This window comes from Bacillus sp. Bos-x628 (assembly GCF_040500475.1).
GTDB classification, from domain to species: Bacteria; Bacillota; Bacilli; order Bacillales; family Bacillaceae; genus Bacillus; species Bacillus maqinnsis.
Genome location: NZ_CP159358.1, coordinates 1,626,110 through 1,652,949, shown reverse-complemented (window position 1 = coordinate 1,652,949; position 26,840 = coordinate 1,626,110). Strand labels below are relative to the sequence as shown.

At 43.0% G+C, this 26,840-nt stretch carries 27 protein-coding genes and 2 riboswitches; of the genes, 24 read left to right on the top strand and 3 right to left on the bottom strand.

The genetic code is table 11. The features are described from left to right. Positions 1-168 precede the first annotated feature (168 nt). Positions 169-1,710 (top strand): glutamine-hydrolyzing GMP synthase, encoded by a 1,542-nt coding sequence (guaA, locus tag ABVJ71_RS08685; protein WP_353853685.1) that lies wholly within the window; start codon positions 169-171, stop codon positions 1,708-1,710. A gap of 180 nt (positions 1,711-1,890) precedes the next feature. Here the strand turns inward: guaA and ABVJ71_RS08680 are convergent, their stop codons facing one another. Continuing rightward, a complete protein-coding gene (locus ABVJ71_RS08680) occupies positions 1,891-2,178 on the bottom strand; it encodes a hypothetical protein (RefSeq protein ID WP_353853684.1) in 288 nt (95 codons plus the stop codon). Positions 2,179-2,318: 140 nt separating this feature from the next. Further along, positions 2,319-2,420: riboswitch (purine riboswitch) on the top strand. Between the two features lie 142 nt (positions 2,421-2,562). On the opposite strand from ABVJ71_RS08680, the gene ABVJ71_RS08675 reads away from it, so the two are divergent. The 19 genes from ABVJ71_RS08675 to ablB all read left to right on the top strand — a co-directional run bounded on the left by ABVJ71_RS08675 (position 2,563) and on the right by ablB (position 20,634). Next, entirely contained in the window at positions 2,563-3,888 is a 1,326-nt protein-coding gene (locus tag ABVJ71_RS08675; protein WP_353856618.1) for an NCS2 family permease, read from the top strand. A gap of 207 nt (positions 3,889-4,095) precedes the next feature. Then, on the top strand, positions 4,096-4,272 hold the full coding sequence (locus ABVJ71_RS08670; RefSeq protein WP_353853683.1) for a hypothetical protein: 177 nt from the start codon (positions 4,096-4,098) through the stop codon (positions 4,270-4,272). 5 nt (positions 4,273-4,277) lie between these two features. After that, entirely contained in the window at positions 4,278-4,457 is a 180-nt protein-coding gene (locus ABVJ71_RS08665; protein ID WP_353853682.1) for a YezD family protein, read from the top strand. A gap of 235 nt (positions 4,458-4,692) precedes the next feature. Continuing rightward, entirely contained in the window at positions 4,693-5,484 is a 792-nt protein-coding gene (locus ABVJ71_RS08660; protein WP_353853681.1) for a hypothetical protein, read from the top strand. 202 nt (positions 5,485-5,686) lie between these two features. Further along, complete coding sequence (locus tag ABVJ71_RS08655) at positions 5,687-6,241, top strand: DUF2179 domain-containing protein (RefSeq protein ID WP_353853680.1); 555 nt, start codon at positions 5,687-5,689, stop codon at positions 6,239-6,241. After that, the gene (locus ABVJ71_RS08650; RefSeq protein ID WP_353853679.1) at positions 6,238-6,435 is read left to right on the top strand and encodes an NETI motif-containing protein; all 198 of its coding nucleotides are present in this window, start codon (positions 6,238-6,240) and stop codon (positions 6,433-6,435) included. Before ABVJ71_RS08655 ends, ABVJ71_RS08650 begins: the two co-directional genes overlap by 4 nt. Positions 6,436-6,514: 79 nt before the next feature. After that, positions 6,515-6,616: riboswitch (purine riboswitch) on the top strand. A 169-nt stretch (positions 6,617-6,785) separates the two neighbouring features. Continuing rightward, positions 6,786-7,274, top strand: a complete 489-nt coding sequence (gene purE, locus ABVJ71_RS08645) for a 5-(carboxyamino)imidazole ribonucleotide mutase (RefSeq protein WP_353853678.1) — start codon at positions 6,786-6,788, stop codon at positions 7,272-7,274. Next, the gene (gene purK / locus ABVJ71_RS08640) at positions 7,267-8,409 is read left to right on the top strand and encodes a 5-(carboxyamino)imidazole ribonucleotide synthase (RefSeq protein WP_353853677.1); all 1,143 of its coding nucleotides are present in this window, start codon (positions 7,267-7,269) and stop codon (positions 8,407-8,409) included. The genes purE and purK overlap by 8 nt, the downstream gene beginning before the upstream one ends. Next, positions 8,406-9,701: an adenylosuccinate lyase gene (gene purB, locus ABVJ71_RS08635; RefSeq protein WP_353853676.1), complete on the top strand. Its 1,296-nt coding sequence runs from the start codon at positions 8,406-8,408 to the stop codon at positions 9,699-9,701. Before purK ends, purB begins: the two co-directional genes overlap by 4 nt. A 73-nt stretch (positions 9,702-9,774) precedes the next feature. Further along, entirely contained in the window at positions 9,775-10,497 is a 723-nt protein-coding gene (gene purC / locus ABVJ71_RS08630) for a phosphoribosylaminoimidazolesuccinocarboxamide synthase (protein ID WP_353853675.1), read from the top strand. Beyond that, entirely contained in the window at positions 10,490-10,744 is a 255-nt protein-coding gene (gene purS, locus ABVJ71_RS08625) for a phosphoribosylformylglycinamidine synthase subunit PurS (protein ID WP_353853674.1), read from the top strand. The genes purC and purS overlap by 8 nt, the downstream gene beginning before the upstream one ends. Continuing rightward, positions 10,741-11,424 (top strand): phosphoribosylformylglycinamidine synthase subunit PurQ, encoded by a 684-nt coding sequence (gene purQ / locus ABVJ71_RS08620; RefSeq protein ID WP_353853673.1) that lies wholly within the window; start codon positions 10,741-10,743, stop codon positions 11,422-11,424. The genes purS and purQ overlap by 4 nt, the downstream gene beginning before the upstream one ends. Then, on the top strand, positions 11,408-13,639 hold the full coding sequence (gene purL / locus ABVJ71_RS08615; RefSeq protein ID WP_353853672.1) for a phosphoribosylformylglycinamidine synthase subunit PurL: 2,232 nt from the start codon (positions 11,408-11,410) through the stop codon (positions 13,637-13,639). Before purQ ends, purL begins: the two co-directional genes overlap by 17 nt. After that, positions 13,615-15,045, top strand: coding sequence for an amidophosphoribosyltransferase (gene purF, locus ABVJ71_RS08610; protein ID WP_353853671.1), 1,431 nt, complete (start codon positions 13,615-13,617; stop codon positions 15,043-15,045). The genes purL and purF overlap by 25 nt, the downstream gene beginning before the upstream one ends. 95 nt (positions 15,046-15,140) lie before the next feature. Continuing rightward, positions 15,141-16,181, top strand: a complete 1,041-nt coding sequence (gene purM, locus ABVJ71_RS08605) for a phosphoribosylformylglycinamidine cyclo-ligase (RefSeq protein WP_353853670.1) — start codon at positions 15,141-15,143, stop codon at positions 16,179-16,181. After that, positions 16,178-16,750: a phosphoribosylglycinamide formyltransferase gene (purN, locus tag ABVJ71_RS08600; RefSeq protein ID WP_353853669.1), complete on the top strand. Its 573-nt coding sequence runs from the start codon at positions 16,178-16,180 to the stop codon at positions 16,748-16,750. The genes purM and purN overlap by 4 nt, the downstream gene beginning before the upstream one ends. 12 nt (positions 16,751-16,762) lie before the next feature. Then, the gene (gene purH / locus ABVJ71_RS08595; RefSeq protein ID WP_353853668.1) at positions 16,763-18,301 is read left to right on the top strand and encodes a bifunctional phosphoribosylaminoimidazolecarboxamide formyltransferase/IMP cyclohydrolase; all 1,539 of its coding nucleotides are present in this window, start codon (positions 16,763-16,765) and stop codon (positions 18,299-18,301) included. 14 nt (positions 18,302-18,315) lie between these two features. Next, positions 18,316-19,584 carry a phosphoribosylamine--glycine ligase gene (gene purD / locus ABVJ71_RS08590; protein ID WP_353853667.1) on the top strand — a complete coding sequence of 423 codons (1,269 nt, stop codon included), beginning with the start codon at positions 18,316-18,318 and terminating at the stop codon, positions 19,582-19,584. 204 nt (positions 19,585-19,788) lie between these two features. Beyond that, a complete protein-coding gene (gene ablB, locus ABVJ71_RS08585; protein WP_353853666.1) occupies positions 19,789-20,634 on the top strand; it encodes a putative beta-lysine N-acetyltransferase in 846 nt (281 codons plus the stop codon). On the opposite strand, the gene ABVJ71_RS08580 is transcribed toward ablB, so the two are convergent. Further along, a complete protein-coding gene (locus tag ABVJ71_RS08580; protein WP_353853665.1) occupies positions 20,629-22,287 on the bottom strand; it encodes a PucR family transcriptional regulator ligand-binding domain-containing protein in 1,659 nt (552 codons plus the stop codon). The genes ablB and ABVJ71_RS08580 overlap by 6 nt on opposite strands. 191 nt (positions 22,288-22,478) lie before the next feature. On the opposite strand from ABVJ71_RS08580, the gene ABVJ71_RS08575 reads away from it, so the two are divergent. The 4 genes from ABVJ71_RS08575 to ABVJ71_RS08560 are packed head-to-tail and all read left to right on the top strand — an operon-like array spanning position 22,479 to position 26,464. After that, complete coding sequence (locus tag ABVJ71_RS08575) at positions 22,479-23,843, top strand: aspartate aminotransferase family protein (protein WP_353853664.1); 1,365 nt, start codon at positions 22,479-22,481, stop codon at positions 23,841-23,843. A 12-nt stretch (positions 23,844-23,855) separates the two neighbouring features. Next, the gene (locus ABVJ71_RS08570; RefSeq protein ID WP_353853663.1) at positions 23,856-24,542 is read left to right on the top strand and encodes a CoA transferase subunit A; all 687 of its coding nucleotides are present in this window, start codon (positions 23,856-23,858) and stop codon (positions 24,540-24,542) included. After that, a complete protein-coding gene (locus ABVJ71_RS08565) occupies positions 24,518-25,183 on the top strand; it encodes a 3-oxoacid CoA-transferase subunit B (protein ID WP_353853662.1) in 666 nt (221 codons plus the stop codon). The genes ABVJ71_RS08570 and ABVJ71_RS08565 overlap by 25 nt, the downstream gene beginning before the upstream one ends. A gap of 15 nt (positions 25,184-25,198) precedes the next feature. After that, on the top strand, positions 25,199-26,464 hold the full coding sequence (locus tag ABVJ71_RS08560) for a peptidase (protein ID WP_353853661.1): 1,266 nt from the start codon (positions 25,199-25,201) through the stop codon (positions 26,462-26,464). A 65-nt stretch (positions 26,465-26,529) separates the two neighbouring features. On the opposite strand, the gene ABVJ71_RS08555 is transcribed toward ABVJ71_RS08560, so the two are convergent. Beyond that, positions 26,530-26,751, bottom strand: coding sequence for a DUF2892 domain-containing protein (locus tag ABVJ71_RS08555; RefSeq protein WP_353853660.1), 222 nt, complete (start codon positions 26,749-26,751; stop codon positions 26,530-26,532). Positions 26,752-26,840: the final 89 nt, after the last annotated feature.

Below are 26,840 nucleotides of genomic sequence, written 5' to 3'. Positions count from 1 at the left end.
CCTGTTGTTAGAATAGGTGAATATTAAAACCTTCTACAATACATGAAATGAGGCGTTCGGATGTGAGTCTGGGCGCTTCAAAAGCGTGATTCCACACTGAGAGTAGGTTTTCTCCTCTCATTTTTTCTATGCGTTTATAAAAACTATATTGGACATAGAGGTGACACCATGACAAATTTAGTAAATGAAATGATTTTGGTACTTGATTTCGGCAGTCAGTACAACCAGTTGATTACGCGTCGTATTCGTGAATTTGGTGTGTACAGTGAGCTTCATCCACACACTTTAACTGCAGAAGAAATCAAAAAAATGGCGCCTAAAGGAATCATCCTTTCTGGCGGACCAAACAGCGTGTATGATGAAGGATCTTTCCGCTGTGATGAAAAGATTTTTGATCTAAACATTCCGGTTCTTGGGATTTGCTACGGTATGCAGCTGATGACTCACTATTTGGGCGGGAAAGTAGAAGCAGCGAGCCAGCGTGAATATGGGAAAGCGGATATTCACATTAACGATACACCTGCTTTATTCAAAGACCTTCCAAATAAGCAAGTGGTTTGGATGAGCCATGGTGACCTTGTAGTAGAAGTGCCAGAAGGCTTTACGGTGGATGCTACAAGTGCCCATTGTCCAAATGCAGCGATAAGCTTAGCTGAGAAAAACTTCTATGGTGTCCAATTCCACCCAGAGGTTCGTCACTCAGAGTACGGAAATGATCTATTGAAAAACTTTGTCTTTGGTGTGTGTAATTGTGAAGGCAAATGGTCAATGGAGAATTTCATTGAAATCGAAATACAGAAAATCCGTGAAACAGTGGGCGACAAACAAGTATTATGCGCACTAAGCGGCGGTGTTGATTCATCTGTTGTGGCTGTATTGATTCACAAAGCGATCGGTGATCAGCTGACATGTATTTTTGTTGATCATGGTCTACTTCGTAAAGGCGAAGCAGAAGGGGTCATGAAGACATTTAGCGAAGGTTTCAACATGAACGTCATTAAAGTAGATGCGAAAGATCGCTTCTTAAACAAGCTAAAAGGTGTTTCAGATCCTGAACAAAAACGTAAAATCATCGGTAACGAATTCATTTATGTATTCGATGATGAATCGGACAAGCTAAAAGGAATCGACTACTTAGCACAAGGAACACTTTACACAGATATCATTGAAAGTGGAACAGCGACGGCACAAACGATCAAATCTCACCATAATGTAGGCGGTCTTCCAGAGGACATGCAATTTGAATTGATCGAGCCGCTCAATACACTCTTTAAGGATGAAGTGCGTGTACTAGGTTCAGAGCTTGGTATCCCTGACGAAATCGTTTGGAGACAGCCATTCCCAGGTCCAGGACTAGGCATCCGTGTATTAGGTGAAATTTCAGAAGAAAAACTGGAAATCGTCCGTGAATCTGATGCCATTCTTCGCGAAGAAATTGCGAACTTCGGCCTAGACCGCGACATCTGGCAATACTTCACGGTTCTCCCTGACATCCGTAGCGTTGGTGTCATGGGCGACGCAAGAACATATGACTACACAATCGGCATCCGTGCTGTTACTTCGATTGATGGGATGACGAGTGACTGGGCAAGAATCCCTTGGGACGTGCTTGAAAAGATCTCAACTCGTATTGTGAATGAAGTGAAGCATGTTAACCGCGTTGTGTATGATATTACGAGCAAGCCGCCTGCTACGATTGAGTGGGAATGAAATATATAAATGATTTGGTGTGCGAATGTTGATTTATAAGGGTTTGTGATGTTTAAACATGACGAAAACGAACTTAATTAAAATGATACATTTTCCCCACTAAGGGGAAAAGCCAATTTCTTTTCAAAAGGAATTGGCTTTTTTATATTGGTTTTAAAATAAAAATAGCCAAGCTACTCTTCACCAATTTTCTTCAAGTTTATAAAATTCACCTTGATCATTTCTTTCATAAGCACACATAGGCTTTTTTTCAATAAATTGAAGAGCATCACTCCGATGGATACGCATTGAGGTTATCAGGGTGGTTGCTGATGTTTTCGTTGTATAAGCTCTATTCAAGAAATGCCTGTTTATTCTAAATAACTTCACAATATCACCGCAAGGATAAGAAGTATAAGACATTGAATTGAAAGTAATAGCATGTGCAATATAACGAACGTAAACAAAGAAAGAAACTATACTTGTCACAATTCCAGTCAAAAAAGAAAAATCAGGTGTGAAATCCTAATTACCAAATACGTACAATAAGACGAATGAAGCGAACATTTCTTTGAAAAATGTTCGCTTTTTGTATTGTGTTTTAAAAATGAAGTTGGTACAATAGACACAGAAATCAAATAGTTAGAAGTCGTATAATCGCGGGGATATGGCCCGCAAGTTTCTACCAAGCTACCGTAAATAGCTTGACTACGTCAATTCACACTCGTTTGATATAAATCATGCATTGTTCTTGTTTTATGTCACGCCCTGAATTCAAATGTAGTCAAGCGTCCCAATCTGTTGGGGCGCTTTTTATTTGACTTGTGAATGGGGCAGGCTAAAGCAAAAGGACATGAAGGGAGTCAGTTGGCTTTGAAACAGTTTTTTCAGTTTGATGAGTTAGGTACGAATTATCGCAGAGAGATCATCGGCGGTTTGACGACATTTTTGTCGATGGCTTACATTTTGTTTGTTAATCCAAGTACGCTTGCTCTTGTAGCCGTGCCGGATTTTCCAGATAAATTACGAATTGATCAGGGGGCTGTCTTTACGGCAACTGCTTTAGCGTCTGCGGCAGGGTGTTTCCTGATGGGTTTGATCGCTAGGTATCCGATTGCGATTGCACCAGGTATGGGGCTTAATGCGTTTTTCGCCTTTTCGGTTGTTCTTGGGATGGGCATTTCATGGCAGGCAGCATTATCAGGTGTATTTGTTTCTGGATTGATTTTCGTTGCACTCTCTTTAACAGGTTTCCGTGAAAAGATCATCAATGCCATTCCTGCTGAGCTGAAACTGGCTGTTGGTGCGGGTATTGGTTTGTTCATTACGTTTGTTGGTTTACAAGGCTCTGGCATAATCGCCAATAATGATAATACACTTGTATCAATTGGAAACATTCATAGTGGTCCTGTTCTTTTGACTGTGTTCGGTATTGTTGTGACGGTCATTTTGATGGTACTTCGTGTGAATGCAGGTGTCTTCATCGGGATGCTTGTGACGGCGATTGTGGGGATGATTTTTGGTCTTGTGCCAGTTCCATCTTCAATTGTAGGTAGTGTTCCAAGTCTTTCTCCAACTTTTGGTCAAGCGTTGATTCACTTGCCAGACATTTTCTCTATTCAAATGCTAGTCGTGATTTTAACCTTTCTTTTCGTTGGTTTCTTTGATACAGCGGGTACGCTTGTTGCAGTTGCGACGCAAGCTGGTTTAATGAAAAATAACGAGCTGCCACGTGCAGGAAGAGCACTGCTTGCGGATTCTTCTTCGATTGTTGTTGGCTCTATTCTTGGGACATCAACCACAACGTCTTATGTCGAATCTAGCTCAGGTGTTGCAGCTGGTGCACGTTCTGGATTTGCGGCAGTGATCACAGGGATATTTTTCTTGCTTGCGATGTTCTTTTCACCACTTTTATCTGTCGTGACGTCGAATGTGACTGCACCTGCACTCATCATTGTGGGAGCACTCATGGTTGCGCCGCTTGCAAAAATTGCATGGGATCGCTTTGAAATTGCGGTACCAGCCTTCCTGACCATGATCATGATGCCACTCACATACAGCATTGCCACAGGGATTGCGATTGGATTCATCTTCTATCCAATTACCATGATCTTTAAAGGAAAAGCAAAAGAAGTGCATCCGATAATGTACGGATTGTTTGTTATCTTTATTCTATACTTTGCTTTCTTAAATCATTAATCGATCATTTGAAACAGCAGCTCATGGTAGCTGTTGTTTTTTTATTGAAAAAATATAAAACATAGTTGACTTATAGGAATTATGAGTTTATCATATAAAGAAATAATTCGCTGATTGGATCACCAAAGGCGCTTTGATCTCCTTTTAGATAGAAGGTTCAGAGTGCCTTTTTTCTTTTAGTCTACCGACTGGGAAGGAGGGAATGTCTTGTCACATTGGCTTAGGCAGGCCATTGAGCGAAAAAAGCATGGATTGATTCAGGAACTGCTTTTATGGGGTCATGAGGAAAAACGGGAAGACCTTCTTCATTATACGATTCATGAACTAGAAAATGAGGTTCTCTATTTAAAAGAATGGATCAAAAGTAGAGGGGATGGAGGATGAATGAGATGGATGAGCAAAAATTAAATTTCATTTTATCTGCATTAAAAAGTATTGAATACGGTTCTGTGGTGATCACCATTCATAATGGACATATTACACAGGTCGATACGACTGAAAAGACTCGATTCCCTTTTCATCAGGAGAAAGTTCGGGTTCAGAAGACAGAGAGCAGTCGCTATCGCTAACGATTGTACATTATTAATAAGAAGGTTACTCGTAAAAGCTGATGCGGTCATCAGCTTTTTTGTTTTGTCTCTTTTTTTAAAACCTCTTGTGTGTTTAAGACGTCTACTACTCGTATGAGGTCAAGGAATCTTGACTGAATAGGGAGTCTCCGCTACTTTAGATAGGAGTCGGAGTCATTCGGCAGGTCACTTCGGTGAGCTCGTACGAATTGTCTGGAATAGGAGTTGACATGATATGCTAGAGAAAGATCAAGAGCAGGTCACACCTGAAATGAAAAATGAAGAGCCATCAATAGATCAAGAAACAAGACAATCACGCTTAAGCCGCAGTGCTGCAAAACGGGGGAGAATCTCAAAAGCAACTGATGATGAGCGTTCAGTACTTCAGCGCATCATGAGAAATGCAGGAGAGGCGTTTAAGCGTTATGGCTTGTACGGATTTGCGATGTTAAAGTCACCTAGTCAAGCAATCAACCAAACTGAACAATTACGCATGAAGTATGCGTGGATTTCAATTGTGTTATTTAGTGTGTTTTTTGCTTTGGGCAATTATATTCAATTAAAGGCGTCAAAGGACCGTTTATTAGGTTTTGGTGTTCACTTTTCATTTGGGGAAGCCTTTTCGACTGTAGCTGTTTTTACATTAGTACTAATCACAGTGATGATGCTTACCGTCTGGGTGCTCGGTAAGTACATGCTAAAAGGGCAAATGTCATTAAAAGCTGTCATTTTAAAGTTTGGGGCGGCACTTGTGCCTGTTATGGTTTTATCCATTCTTTGGCTTGTTTTTGCAATGCTTAATATTCCTTATGTAACGGTCATTATATCCGTCATGATGTTTTTCGGTCTTCAGTTAATCGCAGTTGTGCTCTTTCGTTCGATTCTAATGGAGCATGAAGCAGCTCGCGGAGATTTCATGTATGCGGGCTGGATATTTTTATTGGTCGAGCTTATCATCATTGCGTTGCTCTGGGGCATTGTCGGGTCCTATTTGATCCCTTCACTTGTTCCCGTTCATTTTGCATAATATGTGTGAAAGCCTCCTTTGTCTGAAAAGGAGGCTTTTGATGTTGTGAAGTTGAAAAAACGGGTAAACATATGGGAGCAAAGACCAACGTTATTGTCGAAATATTTATGTGTTATTCTCGTATGAATTTGATTGTATCAAGGTATGTTCTTTAGTAGAATATGGAGTGCTTTATTTGATTTTAGTGCAGGGGGTTCTAATCGTGCTTCAACAACTTTTATCCAATGCGTTCACCATGGTTTTGATTATCTTAGTGATTAACATTGTCTATGTCTCTTTCTCTACTATGCGATTGATCTTAACAATGAAAGGCAGACGGTATGCAGCCGCTTTTGCTGGTACGGTCGAAATGCTGATTTATGTAATTGGGTTAAGTATTGTACTGGATAACTTAGATCAAGTACAAAATATCATTGCGTATGCGCTTGGTTATGGGATCGGAATTATTGTCGGGATGAAAATTGAAGAGAAGCTGGCTCTTGGCTACATTACTGTAAATGTGATTACAAAAGAATTGGATCTTGATCTCCCGAAGCAGTTGAGGGAAAAAGGATATGGCGTCACTAGCTGGGTAGCAGGTGGTCTTGAAGGAGACCGTTCAGCAATGCAAATTTTAACACCGAGAAAATATGAACTGCAATTATATGAAACGATTAAAACGCTGGATTCTAAGGCGTTTATTATTTCATATGAGCCCAAATCGATTCACGGCGGATTCTGGGTAAAGGCTGTGAAGAAAAGGAGAATTAAAGAATGACCGCAAAACCAAAGAAGAAATTCTACGTAGAAGACGGCATGACGATTGATCAAGTGTTGTCCCAAATGGAAAAAGAAGGATATTCGCCTATCCGTCGAATGGAGGAGCCGATCTTCCAAGAAAAGAAGGAAAATGGGGCAATTCAGATCATTCCGATTGGGAAAAAAATCGTATTTGAAGGGAAAATGGCCTAAATCCGAACATTAAAACAACAGGCTCATAGATTGTTCGATAATATCGTTGACATCATGGACATCCGTTGTTAAGATAAACATGAAATCAAAACACGAACCTCATATAATCTTGGGAATATGGCCCATAAGTTTCTACCCAGTCACCGTAAATGACTGGACTATGCAGGATAGTGAACAAAACTGACATGGCGTTTCAAAAGCGAACAGCGCTTACCATGGCCCGGTTTGTGTTGCTTCCTACAATGCAATGCAAATCGGGTCTTTTTGTTCGGCGTTTGACAAGCTACTTAGGTTTGGGGAGCATGTCAAACGATACAAAATGAAATATAAGCTTAAAAGGTGGGGACAAAATGAAGCCGCTTGTAGGTGTCATCATGGGTAGTACATCTGATTGGGAAACAATGAAGAATGCGTGCGACATCTTAGAAGAACTAGACATTCCGTATGAAAAACAGGTTGTTTCAGCACATCGGACACCTGATTTAATGTTTGAATATGCGAATGAAGCCAGAGGTAAAGGACTAAAGGTCATTATTGCTGGCGCAGGAGGTGCAGCACATTTACCGGGGATGGTCGCAGCCAAAACGACACTGCCGGTCATTGGTGTACCGGTTCAATCAAAGGCGCTAAATGGACTTGATTCCCTATTATCAATCGTTCAAATGCCGGGCGGTGTTCCAGTTGCGACAGTCGCAATTGGCAAAGCCGGTGCGACCAATGCAGGGTTACTTGCAGCACAAATGATCTCGGCCTTTGATGAGGAGCTCGCAGCTTGTCTTGAAGATAGAAGAGAACAAACAAAACAGACTGTACTAGAAAGCAGTGATCAGCTTGGCTAAGCAGACCATTTTTCCAAACGCAACAATCGGGATTATCGGCGGAGGACAGCTTGGCAGATATATGGCTGTTAGCGCAAAGCAAATGGGGTACCGAGCGGCTGTAGTGGATCCAGTCACACATTCTCCATGTGGACAGGTTGCTGATACAGAGATTACGGCAGCATATAATGACCTTGAAGCCATTCGGAAGCTGGCTGAGCTAAGCGATGTGGTGACATATGAGTTTGAAAATATTGATTATGATGCCCTCAATCAATTGCAGGAAGAGGCGTATTTGCCACAGGGAAGTGAGCTTCTTCTGATGACGCAAAATCGTGAAACCGAAAAAAAAGGAATTGAAGCTTCAGGCTGTGAAGTAGCGCCTTACCGAATTATTCATGATCAAAAGGAGTTGGCAGAAGCAGCGGATGTGCTTGGCTTACCGGCAGTGCTAAAAACATGCAGAGGCGGTTACGATGGAAAAGGTCAGTATGTCATCAAGGAGAAAAATCAGCTTGATGAAGCCGCAAACTTGCTCATGCATGGTACATGTATTTTAGAAAGCTGGGTTCCTTTCCAAATGGAATTATCTGTTATTGTGACGCGCTCTGTTCATGGAGAAATTGCGGTGTTCCCGGTCGCTGAGAACATTCATAAACACAACATCCTATTCCAAAGCATTGTGCCTGCAAGGGTAGATGACAATATTCAAGAGAAGGCGAAGAGGCTGGCAACAACACTTGCAGAAAAGCTAGAGTTAGTCGGTACACTTGCAGTTGAACTTTTTCTAACAAACGAAGGGAAGCTGCTCGTAAATGAGTTGGCACCCCGTCCGCATAATTCTGGTCATTATACATTGGATTTATGTGAAACAAGTCAGTTTGAACAGCACATTCGTGCGATCTGCGGTTTACCGCTTGGCGGAACAGCCCTTTTATCAGAAGGAATGATGGTGAACTTATTAGGCGATGAAATGTTTATTCCTGAAGAGCACCCGGAGCTTTTAAAGGAAGCGAAGCTTTATTTATACGGGAAACATGAAGTGAAAGCCGGCCGCAAGATGGGGCATATGACTTTTATGAAAAAACTCGACGATGAGTGGATGACAAACATCACAAAGATATGGACTGAAAGAGATGGAGGAAACGGTAAATGATCGAACGCTACGCACGACCAGAAATGTCAGCAATCTGGACAGAGGAAAACAAATTTAACGCATGGCTTGAAGTAGAAATTCTCGCTTGTGAAGCTTGGGCAGAGCTTGGCATCATTCCGAAAGAAGATGTTGTCACAATGCGCAAGAATGCAAACTTTGATATCGGGCGTATTCTAGAGATTGAACAAGAAACGCGCCACGACGTGGTTGCCTTTACGCGTGCTGTATCTGAATCTCTAGGTGAGGAAAAGAAGTGGGTTCACTACGGTTTAACGTCTACAGACGTAGTGGACACCGCACTGTCTTATTTATTAAAACAGGCGAACGATATCTTACTCAAGGACATTGAGAGATTTGTTGACATACTAAAAGAAAAAGCAAAAGAGCACAAATATACAGTCATGATGGGCCGTACACACGGTGTACATGCTGAACCGACAACGTTTGGTCTCAAGCTTGCTCTTTGGTACGAAGAAATGAAGCGTAATTTGGAACGTTTTAAACAAGCGAAAGCCGGCATTGAGTTCGGTAAAATCTCTGGTGCTGTTGGCACATATGCAAACATTGACCCGTTTGTTGAACAATATGTGTGTGAGAAACTTGGCATTCAACCTGCGCCCATCTCGACCCAAACCTTGCAGCGTGACCGTCATGCACATTACATGGCCACTCTTGCTTTAATTGCAACAAGCATTGAAAAATTTGCTGTTGAGATTCGCGGTCTCCAAAAGAGTGAAACACGTGAAGTGGAAGAATTTTTCGCAAAGGGACAAAAAGGATCGTCTGCGATGCCGCATAAACGTAACCCAATTGGCTCTGAAAACATGACAGGGATTGCCCGCGTCATCCGCGGTTATATGCTGACAGCTTATGAAAATGTGCCGCTTTGGCATGAGCGTGATATCTCGCACTCTTCTGCTGAACGCATCATTTTACCAGATGCAACGATTGCACTTAACTATATGCTCAACCGTTTCTCCAATATTGTGAAAAACTTGACGGTTTTCCCAGAGAATATGAAACGCAACATGGATCGTACACTTGGTTTGATTTATTCACAACGTGTACTCCTTGCTTTAATTGATACGGGCATGTCACGTGAGGAAGCGTATGACACCGTTCAACCAAAGGCGATGGAAGCTTGGGAAAAGCAAGTTCCATTCCGTTCACTAGTAGAAGAAGAAGAGAAAATCACATCACGCCTCACACCTGAACAAATCGCTGACTGCTTTGATTATAACTATCATTTGAAAAATGTCGATATGATTTTCGAACGTCTAGGTCTTGTGTAAGAAATGGGCGACCTGCAAAGTCAGGCGCCCAATCCTGAAAATTGCCAACATTCAAATTAGGAGGCCGAACTGAATGACTGTGAAACAAGCACTTCTCTATGAAGGCAAAGCGAAAAAAATCTATCAGACCGATGACGAACATATTTTATATGTCGAATATAAAGATACAGCAACAGCATTTAACGGTGAAAAGAAAGCTGAAATTGAGGGCAAAGGCAGACTAAACAACGAAATTTCCAGTTTGATTTTTCAAAGGCTGCATGAGAAAGGGATTAACAATCACTTTGTGAAACGCATCTCCGAAACGGAGCAGCTCATTCAAAAGGTGCAAATCATCCCGCTTGAGGTTGTTGTAAGGAACGTTGTGGCAGGCAGCATGTCTAAGCGCCTCGGGATTCCAGAGGGAACGAAGCTTGAAACACCACTCATTGAGTTCTACTACAAAGATGATGCACTGGGTGATCCGCTCATTACAGAAGATCATATTCGCATTTTAAACGCAGCGACAACGGAGCAAGTCGAGGAAATGAAACAAATCACAAGACAAGTGAATAAAGAATTAACACAAATCTTTTCAGACTGTCATGTCAACTTAATAGATTTCAAGCTTGAATTTGGAATAGATCACGAGAATCGTATTTTGCTGGCTGATGAGATTTCACCTGATACGTGCAGGCTATGGGACAAAGACACAAATGAAAAGCTTGATAAAGACGTGTTCAGACGAAACTTGGGCGGCTTAACGAATGCATACGAGGAAATTTTCAAAAGACTTGGAGGCCATAAACATGTATAAAGTGAAAATTTTTGTCAGCTTAAAAGAGAGCGTTCTTGATCCACAAGGAAGTGCAGTGCAGCATGCCTTGCACAGTATGTCTTATCAAGAAGTAAAAGATGTTCGTATCGGGAAATACATGGAGCTTGTCATTGAAAAATCAGATCGTGATTTAGACACAGTTGTCAATGAAATGTGTGAAAAATTACTTGCCAATACGGTCATTGAAGATTACCGCTATGAGGTGGAGGAGGTTGTCGCACAGTGAAGTTTGCAGTGATTGTTTTGCCTGGCTCTAACTGTGATATCGACATGTACCATGCAATTCAAGATGAGCTAGGTGAACAAGTTGAATATGTATGGCATGACGAAACGAGCCTCGACGGATTTGACGGTGTACTCATACCAGGCGGTTTCTCTTATGGGGATTATTTAAGATGCGGTGCGATTGCCCGTTTCTCAAACATCATGCCAGCTGTGAAAAAAGCCGCAGAGGAAGGAAAACCTGTTCTTGGCGTTTGTAACGGATTTCAAATTCTTCAGGAGTTAGGCATTCTTCCAGGTGCGATGAGACGCAATAAAGGGTTGAAATTTATTTGTCGTCCAGTTGAACTCATTGTAGAGAACAACAAAACGCAATTTACAAGCGGCTATCAAAAAGGTGAATCCATTACGATTCCTGTAGCACATGGTGAAGGCAACTTCTACTGTGATGAAGACACTTTAGCGAAGCTCATTGACCGGAACCAAATCGTCTTCACTTACGGAGAGGATATGAACGGCAGTGTGAATCGAATTGCAGGTGTAACGAATGAAGAGGGCAATGTACTCGGCATGATGCCGCACCCTGAACGCGCGGTTGATTCATTACTAGGCAGTGCAGACGGACTTAAATTGTTTCAATCTATCGTGAAAAATTGGAGGGACACTCATGTCACTACTGCTTGAACCAAGTCACAAGCAAATTAAAGAAGAGAAATTGTATCAGCAAATGGGATTGAGTGATGAAGAATTTGCTTTAATCGAATCCATTATTGGTAGGCTGCCGAACTACACAGAAACGGGTATCTTTTCCGTTATGTGGTCTGAGCATTGCAGTTATAAAAACTCTAAGCCTGTTTTAAGCAAATTCCCGACAAAAGGAGAACATGTCCTTCAAGGTCCTGGGGAAGGCGCTGGAATTGTTGATATTGGAGACAATCAAGCGGTTGTATTTAAAATCGAATCACATAACCATCCCTCTGCGATTGAACCATATCAAGGAGCAGCAACAGGTGTCGGCGGTATCATCCGAGATGTCTTCTCTATGGGTGCACGTCCAATTGCTGTTTTAAACTCTCTTCGTTTTGGTGAACTGACTTCACCACGCGTGAAGTACTTGTTTGAAGAAGTAGTGGCAGGGATTGCAGGCTATGGAAACTGTATCGGCATCCCAACAGTAGGTGGAGAAGTTCACTTTGATGAAAGTTATGAAGGTAACCCGCTCGTCAATGCAATGTGTGTCGGTTTGATTAACCATGAGGATATTAAAAAAGGGCAAGCCAAAGGCGTCGGCAACACAGTCATGTACGTTGGCGCAAAAACAGGCCGTGACGGCATTCACGGGGCGACATTTGCATCTGAAGAATTTTCTGATGAATCAGAAGAAAAGCGTTCAGCTGTCCAAGTGGGCGATCCTTTCATGGAAAAGCTGTTGCTTGAAGCGTGCCTTGAAGTCATCAAAAACGATGCACTCGTTGGGATTCAAGATATGGGAGCCGCTGGTTTAACAAGCTCAAGTGCAGAAATGGCGAGTAAAGCAGGCTCTGGTATTGAGATGAACCTAGACCTCATCCCGCAACGTGAAACAGGCATGACGGCATACGAAATGATGCTGTCTGAATCACAAGAGAGAATGCTTTTGGTCATTGAAAAAGGTCGTGAACAAGAAATCATTGATATTTTTAAAAAATATGACTTGGAAGCTGTATCAGTTGGTCGTGTGACAGATGATAAAATGCTTCGACTAATTCATCAAGGTGAAGTGGTATGTGAGCTTCCAGTTGATGCTCTTGCAGAAGAAGCGCCAGTTTATCACAAGCCTTCAAGTGAGCCTGCTTACTATCGTGAGTTCTTAGAGACAAAGGCAGAAGCACCTAAGATCACAGATGCAGCTCATACATTAAAACAGCTTCTGCAGCAGCCGACGATTGCAAGCAAAGAATGGGTATACGATCAATACGACTACATGGTTCGTACAAACACAGTGGTTGCGCCGGGTTCTGATGCCGGTGTCCTTAGAATTCGCGGGACGAAAAAAGCGCTTGCGATGACAACAGACTGTAATGCACGTTATCTCTATCTTGATCCAGAGGTAGGCGGTAAAATTGCAGTCGCAGAAGCAGCACGTAACATTGTCTGCTCAGGTGCTCGCCCGCTTGCAGTGACAGATAACCTGAACTTTGGTAACCCGGAGAAACCAGAGATTTTCTGGCAAATCGAAAAATCTGCCGACGGTATTAGTGAAGCGTGCCGCACCCTGAACACACCGGTCATCGGTGGTAACGTGTCATTATATAATGAATCAAATGGAAAAGCGATCTACCCAACACCGGTCATCGGTATGGTTGGTTTGGTTGAAGATATAGCACATATTACAACACAATCCTTTAAGCAGGCTGGCGATGTGATTTTCGTCATTGGTGAGACGAAGGAAGAATATGCAGGCAGTGAGCTTCAAAAGATGACAGAGGGACGCATCTACGGAAAAGCACCGGAAATTGATTTGACAGTAGAGCTTGCACGTCAAGAAGCCCTTCTAGCTGCGATTCAAAATGGACTTGTTCAATCAGCACATGATGTGTCTGAAGGCGGACTTGGTGTTGCACTTGCGGAGAGCACGTTTGGTACGGGCGGTCTTGGAGCCGATATCCAAATCGATTTAAGCTGTCAAGCATCATTATTCAGTGAGACACAATCACGTTTTGTTGTCACAGTGAAACGAGAGCACCGCACTGCATTTGCTGAGGCAGTGAAGGATGCAAAAGAGGTAGGAACGGTCACAAATGATGGAGTACTTTCAATAAAGAATCAGGATGGACAACAATGGATTCATGCGCCTGTTCACGAGCTTGAAAGCGCATGGAAAGGAGCGATCCCATGCTTGCTGAAATCAGAGGCTTAAACGAAGAGTGTGGTGTCTTTGGAATTTGGGGGCATGCCGAAGCTCCTCAAATCACTTACTACGGATTGCATAGCCTTCAGCACCGAGGGCAAGAAGGTGCGGGAATTATTGCAACAGATGGTGAAAAACTTTCGTCACACAAAGGTCTTGGACTGATTACGGAAGTATTTCAAAATGGTGAACTGAAGCAGTTAAAAGGAAGAGGCGCGATCGGGCATGTTCGTTATGCAACAGCAGGCGGAGGCGGCTTTGAGAATGTGCAGCCCCTCTTCTTCCGCTCGCAAAATAACGGAAGTCTTGCACTTGCTCATAACGGCAATTTGGTCAATGCCACACAGTTAAAACAGCAGCTTGAAAACCAAGGGAGTATCTTCCAAACATCCTCTGATACAGAGGTGCTCGCCCACTTAATTAAGCGAAGCGGATATGTGAATTTAAAAGATCAGATTAAAAATGCCCTTTCCATGCTTAAAGGAGCATATGCTTTCTTAATTATGACGGAAACTGAAATGATTGTTGCGCTCGATCCGAACGGCTTACGTCCACTTTCGATTGGCATGCTTGGAGACGCTTATGTTATCGCTTCTGAAACATGTGCTTTTGATGTCGTCGGTGCAACGTACTTAAGAGATGTTGAGCCTGGTGAAATGCTGATCATTAATGACGAAGGACTGAAATCTGAACGCTTCTCAATGAACATTAATCGCAGTATGTGTAGCATGGAATACATTTATTTCTCAAGACCAGACAGCAATATCAATGAAATCAATGTGCATAGTGCAAGAAAGAATCTCGGTAAGAAGCTTGCAGAGGAAGCACATGTTGAAGCAGATGTTGTCACAGGTGTACCTGATTCTAGTATTTCCGCAGCGATTGGTTATGCAGAAGCAACAGGCATTCCATATGAGCTTGGTTTAATCAAAAATCGTTATGTTGGCCGGACATTTATTCAGCCATCTCAATCATTACGTGAGCAGGGCGTACGTATGAAACTTTCTGCTGTACGTGGTGTTGTCGAAGGGAAGCGAGTCGTGATGGTGGATGATTCGATCGTTCGCGGTACAACAAGCCGCCGAATTGTTACCATGCTAAGAGAAGCTGGTGCAACAGAAGTGCATGTTCGCATTAGTTCACCGCCAATCGCACATCCGTGTTTTTATGGAATTGATACATCGACACACGAAGAGCTGATTGCTTCTTCTCACTCAGTAGAAGAAATTAGACAGGAAATCGGCGCAGATTCCATTGCTTTTTTATCTGTAGAAGGGTTAATGAACGGGATTGGCAGAAAGTATGATGATCCGCAGCGTGGTCAATGTTTGGCATGTTTTACTGGAAAATATCCGACTGAAATTTATGAAGACACTGTCCTTCCGCATGTGAAGGAAACAGTACTGACGAAATAATCGAATAATCGAGCAGCAGTCAAGAGGGTTTGATATGCTGCTCTTTCATTCTGCCTGAATTAAATTGAAAAAAGCGGATAAAAGGAGTGAATGGGATGTCAGAAGCATATAAAAACGCCGGTGTTGACATCGAAGCAGGTTACGAAGCGGTCAAACGGATGAAAACACACGTGGAACGTACAAAAAGAGCGGGTGTTATGGGTGCTTTAGGCGGTTTTGGCGGTATGTTTGATTTATCCGAACTGCCATACAAAAAGCCCGTTCTTGTATCGGGGACAGACGGTGTTGGAACGAAATTAAAGCTTGCTTTTATGATGGATCAGCATGATACGATCGGTATAGATGCGGTCGCAATGTGCGTCAACGATGTGTTAGCACAAGGAGCAGAACCGCTGTTTTTCTTAGATTACTTAGCTGTGGGAAAAGCAGATCCTCTAAAAATTGAAGCCATTGTCAAAGGTGTTGCTGACGGCTGTGAGCAGTCAGGTTCAGCACTTGTAGGTGGAGAGACAGCAGAAATGCCGGGTCTATATACGGAAGACGAATATGATATTGCTGGTTTTTCAGTAGGTGTGGTTGAAAAAGATGAAATCGTCACAGGAGACAACATCAAAGAAGGTCATCTGCTGATCGGACTCAGTTCAAGCGGCATTCATAGTAACGGCTACTCACTCGTCCGCAAAATATTGCTGGAAGATGCAGGTCTTGACCTTCATCAAACGTATGAACCTTTTACAAGACCGCTAGGAGAAGAACTGCTTGAACCAACGAAAATTTATGTGAAGCCTGTACTAAAACAAGTGAAAGCCGGCAAGGTCGACGGCATGGCACATGTCACTGGCGGCGGCTTCATTGAAAACTTGCCGCGTATGATGCCAGAAGGTCTTGGCGTTGAGATTGACAACGGCTCATGGCCAGTTCCGCCTATTTTCTCATTCATTCAGGAAAAAGGGCAATTGAAGGCGGAAGACATGTTTAATGTCTTTAATATGGGCATTGGCTTCGTCTTAGCTGTGAAAGAGGAGCATTTAGTGGATGTAATCAGCGGTCTTGAAAAAGACGGAGAGAAAGCATTTCTCATTGGGCGTGTTCAAAAAGGAGAAGGTGTCAAGTTCGGCGGTGGAAGCCTCTCATGAAGAAGTTTGCGATCTTCGCCTCTGGAAGCGGGACGAATTTTCAAGCGATTATAGATACGTTAAAGGAAGAACAATGGCAGGCAGAGGTTGCACTTGTTATTTGTGATAAGCCGGGTGCGAAGGTATTAGAACGAGCAGAGAAAGAGGGCATCCCGTCATTTGCTTTCAGACCGAAGTCCTATCCAAACAAAGCGGCTTTTGAAAAAGCGATCATTGAACAGCTCCAATTGCATGAAGTGGAATGGATTTTCCTAGCGGGTTATATGAGACTCATTGGTCCAACTTTACTTGAAGCGTACCGAGGAAAAATCGTGAATATTCATCCGTCTTTATTACCGGCATTCCCAGGACTTGATGCCATTGGACAGGCGTATCAAGCAGGCGTCAAAGTGGCAGGGATCACTGTCCATTTTGTCGATGAAGGTATGGATACCGGGCCGATTATTGATCAGGCAGCGATTCACATTGAACAAGGAGAAGACCTTGAAACAATTGAAAAAAGAATACATGAACTAGAACATACATTATATCCAAAAGTGATCAAATCACTTTTAGAATTATCTGAATGAGGTGGCGAAGGCATGACGATCAAACGCGCATTAATCAGTGTTTCTGATAAAACGAATATTGTTCCTTTTGTGAAAGAATTAACTGAACTTGGCGTTGAAGTGATTTCAACTGGAGGTACACATAAGCTTCTTCAAGAAAACGGCATTGATGTGATTGGTATATCTGAGGTAACAGGATTTCCAGAGATCATGGACGGACGACTCAAGACCCTTCATCCAAACATTCACGGTGGTCTTTTAGCAGTAAGAGGAAACGATGACCATATGGCACAAATCGAAAAGCATGGCATTCAGCCGATTGATCTTGTCGTGGTGAACCTGTATCCATTCAAAGAAACCATTTCAAAAGAAGATGTGACATATGAAGAAGCCATTGAAAACATTGATATTGGCGGACCGGGCATGCTTCGTGCTGCATCTAAAAATCATCAAGACGTTACGGTCATCGTCGATCCGAGTGATTATGATTCAGTGATTCAGCAATTAAAAGAAGGCGGCGTTTCGTTAGAGAAAAAACGTGAGCTGGCAGCAAAAGTATTCCGTCATACAGCAGCATATGATGCCCTAATTGCTGATTATCTCACGACTTATGTTGGCGAAACGGAGCCAGAACAGTTCACGGTCACTTTTGAGAAAAAACAATCCTTGCGTTATGGAGAAAACCCGCATCAAGCAGCGACATTCTATCAACATGCGCTCCCAAGCAAAGGGTCTTTAGCAACGGCTGTACAATTACATGGGAAAGAACTTTCCTATAACAATATCAAAGATGCAGATGCTGCACTCCAAATTGTACGAGAATTTACCGAACCTGCAGCGGTAGCAGTAAAGCATATGAATCCATGTGGAGTTGGTACAGGAGAGACGATTGCAGAAGCATTTGACCGTGCATTCAAAGCAGATGAAACGTCTATCTTTGGCGGCATTGTCGCTCTAAACCGTGAAGTAGATAAACAAACGGCTGAAGTTCTTCATACGATTTTCTTAGAAATCATCATTGCACCATCGTTTAGCCAAGAAGCGCTTGATGTGTTAACAGCGAAAAAGAATCTTCGTCTATTAACACTAGATGTTCAAGCTGATCTTCAGAAGAAAGAAAAGCAGCTAACGAGTGTACATGGCGGACTGCTCATTCAAGAGATCGACACATACGGCTTAGAGGAAGCTACCATCTCCATTCCAACGAAAAGAGAACCAACTGAAGATGAATGGAAAGACTTAAAGCTAGCTTGGAAAGTCGTGAAACACGTGAAATCAAATGCAATTGTGCTTGCAAAGGATCAAATGACAGTAGGAATTGGCGCTGGTCAAATGAATCGTGTAGGTTCTGCTAAAATAGCGATTGAGCAGGCGGGAGAAAAAGCGAAAGGAAGTGCGCTAGGCTCTGATGCTTTCTTCCCAATGGGCGATACGGTGGAAGCTGCTGCAAAGGCAGGCGTGACAGCGATTATACAACCGGGTGGATCGATTCGTGATGAAGAATCGATTCAAAAGGCAGATGAATACGGCATCGCCATGGTTTTCACTGGCGTGAGACATTTCAAACATTAAAAGGGGATGACAGTGTGAACGTATTAATTATCGGCAGAGGCGGAAGAGAGCATACGATCGCATGGAAAGTAAATCAAAGTGAGCTTGTCAGCCAAGTATTTGTCGCACCTGGCAATGATGGAATGACAAGCGTCGCAAGTCTTGTACCGATCGACGAAGGCGATCATGAGGCGTTAATTCGCTTTGCAAAAGAAAATGATATCGGTTTAACCGTCATTGGTCCGGAGGTTCCTTTAATTGCAGGCATTGTGGATGCATTCGAACAATCAGGTCTAAAAGTATTTGGACCTAATGCAAAAGCTGCAGTCATTGAAGGTTCAAAGGAATTTGCCAAGGATTTAATGAAAAATTATGATATTCCAACAGCCGCTTATGCGACCTTTACTTCATTTGAAAAGGCGAAGGCATATGTTGAGGAAAAAGGCGCGCCGATTGTCATTAAAGCAGACGGTCTTGCAGCAGGAAAAGGCGTGACAGTCGCAATGACACTCGAAGAAGCAATCGATTGCCTGCATGATTTTTTAGAGGATGAAAAGTTTGGCGATGCCAGTGCATCCGTTGTGATTGAAGAATTTTTGACAGGTGAAGAATTTTCATTAATGGCCTTTGTCAATGGAGAAAATGTGTATCCAATGGTCATCGCACAAGATCATAAACGTGCTTTTGAAGATGATAAAGGACCAAACACAGGCGGCATGGGGGCATATTCTCCTGTTCCACACATTTCAGATGAGATTGTGAAACAAGCCGTTGAAGAGATTGTAAAGCCAGCGGCTCGTGCAATGGTGCAGGAAGAACGCCCTTTTACAGGGATTTTATATGCGGGCTTAATGCTCACACCAGAAGGTTCAAAGGTCATTGAATTTAATGCACGCTTTGGCGACCCTGAAACACAGGTCGTACTGCCTCGTCTTGAATCGGATCTTGTTCAAGTATTCCTCGACATTCTAGATGGAAAAAATGTGGACTTACAGTGGAAAGACACCGCCGCTGTCAGTGTCGTTCTTGCATCAGAGGGTTACCCAGAGGACTACGAAAAAGGAATGCCGATCGGTGCATTGCAAACCACTGTTTCAGATGTGGTCATATTCCATGCAGGAACGAAGAAAGAAAACGATCAATTCGTGACAAATGGCGGTCGTGTAGCAAATGTAACAGCATTTGATGATACGTTTGAAGCAGCAAGATCAAGAGTATATGAAGCCGTTGAAGAAATCATTCAACCTGGTCTTTTCTATCGCCGTGACATTGGCGCCCGTGCGCTGAAGGCAGTAAAGAAATAAGTTTGGACAAAAAACACCTTTTATGTCATCGGAATATATCTGATGAAATGGAAAGGTGTTTTTTCTTCTTTTCATCATGAGAAGGGTTGTCTTTAAATGTGAAGAAGTAGTAAGAGGTCAATGATTTCATTTAGAAGGCATTATGGTCATAAAAGAATTTATCATCATTTAGTTGAATCAGAATCATAAGAGAGGAATGAGTATATGATGCAATTGAAGAAATTTGCGAACGAGCGCTTTTCTGCTTTAATCTGTATCGACCCATTTAATCAAAGGGTTCGATTAGATGATTATAGCGGCAGGGTGCGGGATGTCATTCAGTCTGTTCTTCAGGAGGCCGCTGGTTGTGGGGCTTCTAAGGTGATTGTGAAAGTAAGGCGAGAGCATATGCCTTTTTTCTTAGAAAAAGGCTTTCGGCTTGAAGGGGTGTTTTCTCATTACTTTCTTGGAAGTGATGCATACGGGATGTCTCTCTTTTTAACGGAGGAGCGAATGAGATCCCCGTATTGGCTCAAAGAAGATGAGATCGTGGCATCCATTCAAGAAAAGCCGATCAAAAGCGATCCAGAGAAATGGCAGGATGATTATGTTATGAGGAAAGCAAATATAAGTGATACTCAAATGCTTGCTAAGCTCTATGATACCGTCTTCGAAACATATCCCACGCCCATGAACAAGCCGGATTATATCCAAAAGGTGATGGAGGAAGGGACCATTTTTTATGTTGTTGAACATGACGGGCAAATTGTGAGTGCGGCATCTGCTGAAATCAATGCAACGTATGGACATGCTGAATTGACAGATTGTGCGACTCTTCCGTCTTATCGGAAACTAGGATTCATGCATCATTTGATTCTTGCACTGGAAAAAGAGCTTCAATCTATATATATTTATGTCTTTTATTCGCTTGCGCGTGCGCTATCCTATGGAATGAATCAAGTGTTTTATCAGCTTGGCTATACGTATACAGGGCGTTTTCAAAATAACTGCTACATTTTTGACAAAATAGAAGATATGAATCTATGGGTGAAAACGCCAAACAAATCATGAAATGGTTCTCATCTGATCGAGCAGACCAGATAGACGGTAGGCCATGATGCTTAGCTGCAGCTTCATCCGATCATCAGTAGATTTAAGACTGCAACCCGTCTTTGCTTCAATTTGCTTGAGACGATAGCTTAATGTATGGCGGTGGATAAACAATTCTCCCGCAGATTTTTGAATATTTTCATTATGCGTTAAATACACTTCGAGTGTATGGATCAGGTCAGCGCCTTGTTTTTTTGTATAGAGCAATGGACTTAAGAGCTCCACGTAAAAGTCATGCAAATTCATACCAGCTTCATTCATTTCAAGGAGCATGCCGTATAAACCAAGTTTTTGATAATGAATGATGCTTTGGTCGGTTTTTAGAAGAGGAAGAAGCTTTGCGGCATATTGGGCTTCTTTTGCACTTTTTGCAAAGAGACTGATCTGATCATAGGATTTGCCAATGCCAATCACAATCGGATGAACAGGAAAAAAATAAGACCATGTGCTTCGGCACTCATCCGCCGCCCTATACCATTCGGTTTCCTGAAAGCTTTTTTTCCCCGCCGGTGTCAATACAAAAATTGAATCGAGCCTTGTCTTTAGTAAGAAAGGAACCTGTCTTCGTTCAAATATGGACGTGAGTAATTGGGAAAGGCGTTGCACCATCTGGTGATCTAGCTGTGTGTGCTGATGCTGAAATTGAACATAGATGACCACCTGTTCATCATTCATATCGTATTGAAGCTTTGTAGCTTGTTCCATCACATAGCTTTCTTCTGTATATTGTTGCTGTAAAATATCATCTAACAGATGACCTTGCATTTGATCCTCTGTATCTTGGATGGCTTTTTGTTTTAGCCATTCAATGGCATACACTGCTCCGGCATGTTCGATGGCAATTGCATCGAGATGATGCCATTCTTTCTTTTTCTTCAAAGCCACAATAAACCCAAAAATATCTCCCATTGCAATCACAGGACACGCAGCCAAAACAAATTCTCCGTTTGTTTCAAAGACAAGTCGCCCTTTCTCCTCTGCCTGTTTGAGAAGTGAATTGGTCGCAATCGTTTCACTTTCTGTCATAAAGCCAAATGAAGGGGAGTATGTCACTTCATCTTTGGTGAGGCTGGCAGCCGTTTGATGTAAGAAAACGTCAAGAACCACAATATTCGCAGCCGTTAAATGCGCAAGCTCATTCGTAATTTGTGTCACATTTTTGTTGCTGACATTTAAATGAGTCAGTCTTTGATGAATGGCGGCTGAGTACTTGAGTTGATGAAGCTGACTGTTGACGATTTGCTCTAATATGGCTTTTGTAATATCTGAGAAATTCACATGTGAAGGAATTTCGATCAGCGGGATACCGCTTACATTGGCCGCTTCAATCAGAGACGCTGGGATCTCCGTTAAATATACCCCTTTATAAATGGCGATAGCAGACAGACGATGAGACTGAATCAATCGCTTGAGCCGAAGTCTTCTTTCTTCATTTTCAGCAAGACCAAACCCAGTCGTTACAAGTAACTCACCTTCTGACAGCCTTGATGTATCTTCGATGATTTCCACAATGGTCACCCACTGAATCAGGCGCTCCAGTCCATTTTGTCCGGCTAGCAGTTTTGTTTCCTTCATGATATCGAGCGAGAGTGCATCTTTGACGAAAATCGCCATAGACTTATGACCTCCTTTTGACCCCTTTTATACACAATGTATAAAAAATGCGTGTGAAATTCGGGCATGTGGCGAATGGAGGATGACTGCCCTCTTGATTAAGCTAATCTTATAACAATTATACAAAATTTTCTAACGATTCATGCGAAAAGAAATGTGCAGCTACTTTCGAGAGAGGGAGGAATGACAAAGTGGAGACCCGGGATTACTTAATCAAACCGATGTTGAATCAGGATTATCCTGTGGCTGTGAAAGGAGAGGGGATTTACTTATATGATCGGGAAGGAAAAAAATATTTAGATGGTTCATCTGGTGCGGTCACAGCAAGTATTGGACATGGCATACCAGAAATGATTGAAGCCATGACTGAGCAAGCGAAAAAAGTGAGTTTTACGTACAGGTCGCAATTTACAAATGAACCAGCGGAAGCATTGGCTTATGAATTGAGTACGCTTTGCCCAGGCAATCTGAACTGGTCTTTTTTTGTAGGGAGCGGTTCAGAGGCAACGGAGACAGCAATGAAAATAGCGATTCAGCACTGGCAGGAGCAAGGAAAAACAGAAAAGAATCACATCATTTCGAGGTGGATGAGTTATCATGGCATCACACTTGGCGCCCTGTCGATGTCAGGTCATATTGCAAGGAGAGCGCGCTTTGAACCACTGCTTGAGAAGCACCCTGTATTATCTCCTCCGTATGCCTATCGCTCATGGCTGCCAAAAGAAGAGAGTAAACAGGTCGAGTGGTATGTGCAGGAATTAAAAACAGTCATCCAGCGTTTAGGAAAAGATAGAATTGCCGCTTTTATTGCAGAACCCATTGTGGGCGCTGCTGGAGCGGCGCTTGTTCCGCCAGACGGGTATTTTAAGGCAATGAAACATGTCTGTGAGGAAAACGATATTTTATTGATTGCAGATGAAGTGATGACAGGCTTTGGACGAACTGGGAAAATGTTCGCAATGGAGCACTGGGGTGTCGTGCCGGATATGATGGTACTCGGCAAAGGAATGAGTGCGGGTTATTCACCGATTGCAGCAACAGTAGCGGCAGATCATGTGATGGCACCTATTCTCAATGGGTCAGCCTCAGTGATGGCAGGGCATACGTATAGTGCCAATCCGCTTTCAGCCGCTGTGTCACTTGCTGTTATCCGTTATATGAAAAAGCATCAACTCACAGAACGAGCCGATATGTCAGGACGATATTTAATGAACGCATTAAAGGATTTACAAGCGAACCATTTCATCATTGGAGATGTGAGAGGGAAGGGGCTATTCATCGGCGTCGAATTTGTAGCAGATCAATTGGCCAAAACCCCGTTTCCCGCACATGCTCAAATGACGAGGTTGGTGGTCGAAACGGCAAAACAAAATGGGTTGCTGGTTTATCCGGCAAGTGCTGGAGAAGACGGGATTGGAGGGGCTGCCATTATGATTGCGCCGCCGCTGACCATCACACAGCAGGAAATGGAAGAACTCCTTCATTTATTCGGACAAACGATAACGCAAGTAGAGCAAGAAGTGATCAATCGAGGGTTTTTCCCATCTGCGATGTAGGGAGGAAAGAGAATGAATAAAATTGCAGAATTTGATGAAGTGATCACACGTTTTAAAGATGGAATGACGATCATGTTTGGCGGATTTGGCGGAGTTGGTTCACCGCCATCTTTAATTGATGCCCTTCTTGAAGCGAATATGAAAGATTTGACATTGATCGGAAACGATGCGGGATTTCCTCAAATTGGGGTCGGACGGTTAATAACAGAAGGCAGAGTCAAGAAATTGATTGCGTCCCATATTGGATCAAATCCGATTGCTGGGCAGAAAATGCAGGCCGGTACATTAGAGGTTCTTTTTTACCCGCAAGGCATTCTAGCGGAAAAAATAAGAGCGGGAGGTATGGGTCTTGCCGGTATTGTGACAGATGTAGGGATGGATAGTATCAATCTAGAAGAGAAGCAATTGGTTCCGTTAAATGGGAAGGAATATATCCTTGAGCCTGCACTGACAGCAGACATCGCCATCGTCAATGCCTTAAAAGCGGATGAAGCAGGAAATCTTATCTTTGATAAAAGTGCACGGAATACGAACCCTATTGTGGCGATGGCGGGAGATTGGACCATTGCGGAAGTTGAAGAAATTGTGCCGATTGGGCGTCTTCACCCAGAGGAAATTGTGACACCCGGCGTATTTGTAGATCAGATCGTGCAATCAAAAGGAGTGAACTGGACATGGGCATGGGAGACATCGATGTAAGACATCGAATTGCCAAGAGAGCGGCGCAGGAAATAGATGACGGCATGATTGTCAATCTCGGCATCGGGATTCCGACACTCGCTGCAGAATATATTCCTGCACATGATCATGTGTGGCTACATGCGGAAAATGGCATTATGGGGGCGGGAGCTTCTCCTGTAAGCGGCGAAGAAGATCCGAATTTATGCAATGCAGGCGGTTTCCCGATTACTTTAAAACAAGGCGGCTCTTATATGGACAGCACAACCGCTTTTGGCATCATTCGAAAAGGGTTGCTGGACATGACGATATTAGGTGCACTTGAAGTAAGCAGTCAGGGCGATCTTGCGAATTGGATTGTTCCGGGAAAAAGAGTACCTGGTATGGGCGGAGCGATCGAACTGGCGCAAAAAGCCAAAAAAGTCGTGGTGGTGATGAGTCATCTCGATAAACATGGTCAGTCAAAGGTGAAGTCGACATGTACACTGCCTTTAACCGCTAAAGCTTGTGTGGATCTGATCATTACCGATATGGCTGTTATTGAGGTCAAGTCTCAGCTTTTGATCTTACGTGAAGTTATGCCTCCATATCAACCGGAAGATGTCATCAGAGCGACAGAAGCACCTTTAATCCTAGCTCCTGATGTCAAGTCTGTTGTGTAGAAAGGATGACCCAAAGTGCAACCAATCACACGTATTAGAAAGTGGATGAGAGATCACCAAGAGAAAGCCATTGAGCTCCTTCAGCGAATGGTTCAATGTGACAGCACACAAGGAAATGAAAAAGAAGTGCAGCAAATCGTTGCGGATACACTTTCAGCGATTGGCTTTGATACAGAAATTTGGGAAATAGGCGGCAATGAATTGCTGGATCACCCCTATTTTTATTCACCTCGGCGTTCATTTAAAGGGAGCCCTAATGTCGCTGGGAGATTGAAAGGGAAGGGGAATGGCAAATCTATATTATTAAACGGACACGTAGATGTGGTGCCAGAAGGAGATTTGAATCAATGGACATATCCACCTTACAGCGGGCATATCATAGGTGGGAGACTCTATGGACGCGGGGCAACAGATATGAAAGGTGGGAACGTTTCTTTACTCTTTGCACTTGAGGCACTTCATACACTCCATATTCCGCTGAAAGGAGATGTTGTGTTCCATAGTGTTGTTGAAGAAGAAAGCGGCGGTGCAGGTACACTTGCGGCGATACTCAAGGGATATACAGCAGATGCTGCCATTATTCCTGAGCCAAGTCATATGAAAATTTTTCCGATTCAGCAAGGCTCTAAGTGGTTCAGGCTTCACATTAAAGGGCGTGCAGCTCATGGCGGAACAAGATATCACGGGGTGTCTGCAATTGAAAAGAGTACCATCGTTCTTTCACATATAGCAGCACTTGAAGAAGAAAGAAATAAGCGAATCACCGAGCCGCTATTTCAGCATATTCCAATTCCTATCCCGATCAACATTGGAAAGATTCAAGGCGGTGACTGGCCGTCTTCTGTAGCAGACCTTGTGACAATGGAAGGCAGATTAGGTGTGATGCCAGGCGAGACGGTTGAGCAAGCAGAAGAGGAGTTAAAGAATTGGGTTGCGGGTCTTTCTGAAAAGGATGAATGGTTCAAGGATCACCCTGTGGAAGTCGAGTGGTTTGGTGCAAGATGGCTTCCAGGTTCAATTGATTCCCAGCATCCGCTTTTAGATTTATTAAAAGAACAATACGAAGAGGTGCGAAAGAAGCCGCCAAAAGTAGAAGCTGCTCCTTGGGGAACAGATGGAGGCTTGTTGTCACAAGCGGCAAACATACCTGTCATTGTGTTTGGCCCTGGAACAACAGAGCTCGCACATTATCCAAATGAATCGATCGACATCGAGCACGTCATAGAAGCCGCCGAAATCATTGCAGGCACGATTGTGAAATGGTGTGAAACGGCAGAATAATTTTTGAACATGTTGATAAAAAACCGATACCATCGGATGGATAGAATCGGTTACAGAAGGCTGTCTTACTCAGCCTTCTCTTTATGTGTGCTCTGCTGCTCGCACATGTAAGTCACAGGACAAAAACGAAGAATGCCAGATGCCGTCTTCATGCCGCCAAGAAACACGCCAAGAAGGAGCGTTTTACACCATGGTTTCCTTGAAAATAACGACCCAGCCACAGTACATACCGTCATTCCACAGGCAATTCTGATGAGAGCTTCCATTAAACTGAGATTAGGTTTCATTAAATATCAATCTCCTTTTCAAATTATTTTAAGTGTGATTTCAAAAAATTGTAACGTTTCATTAATGCGTCATGTGGTTCATTATGTTA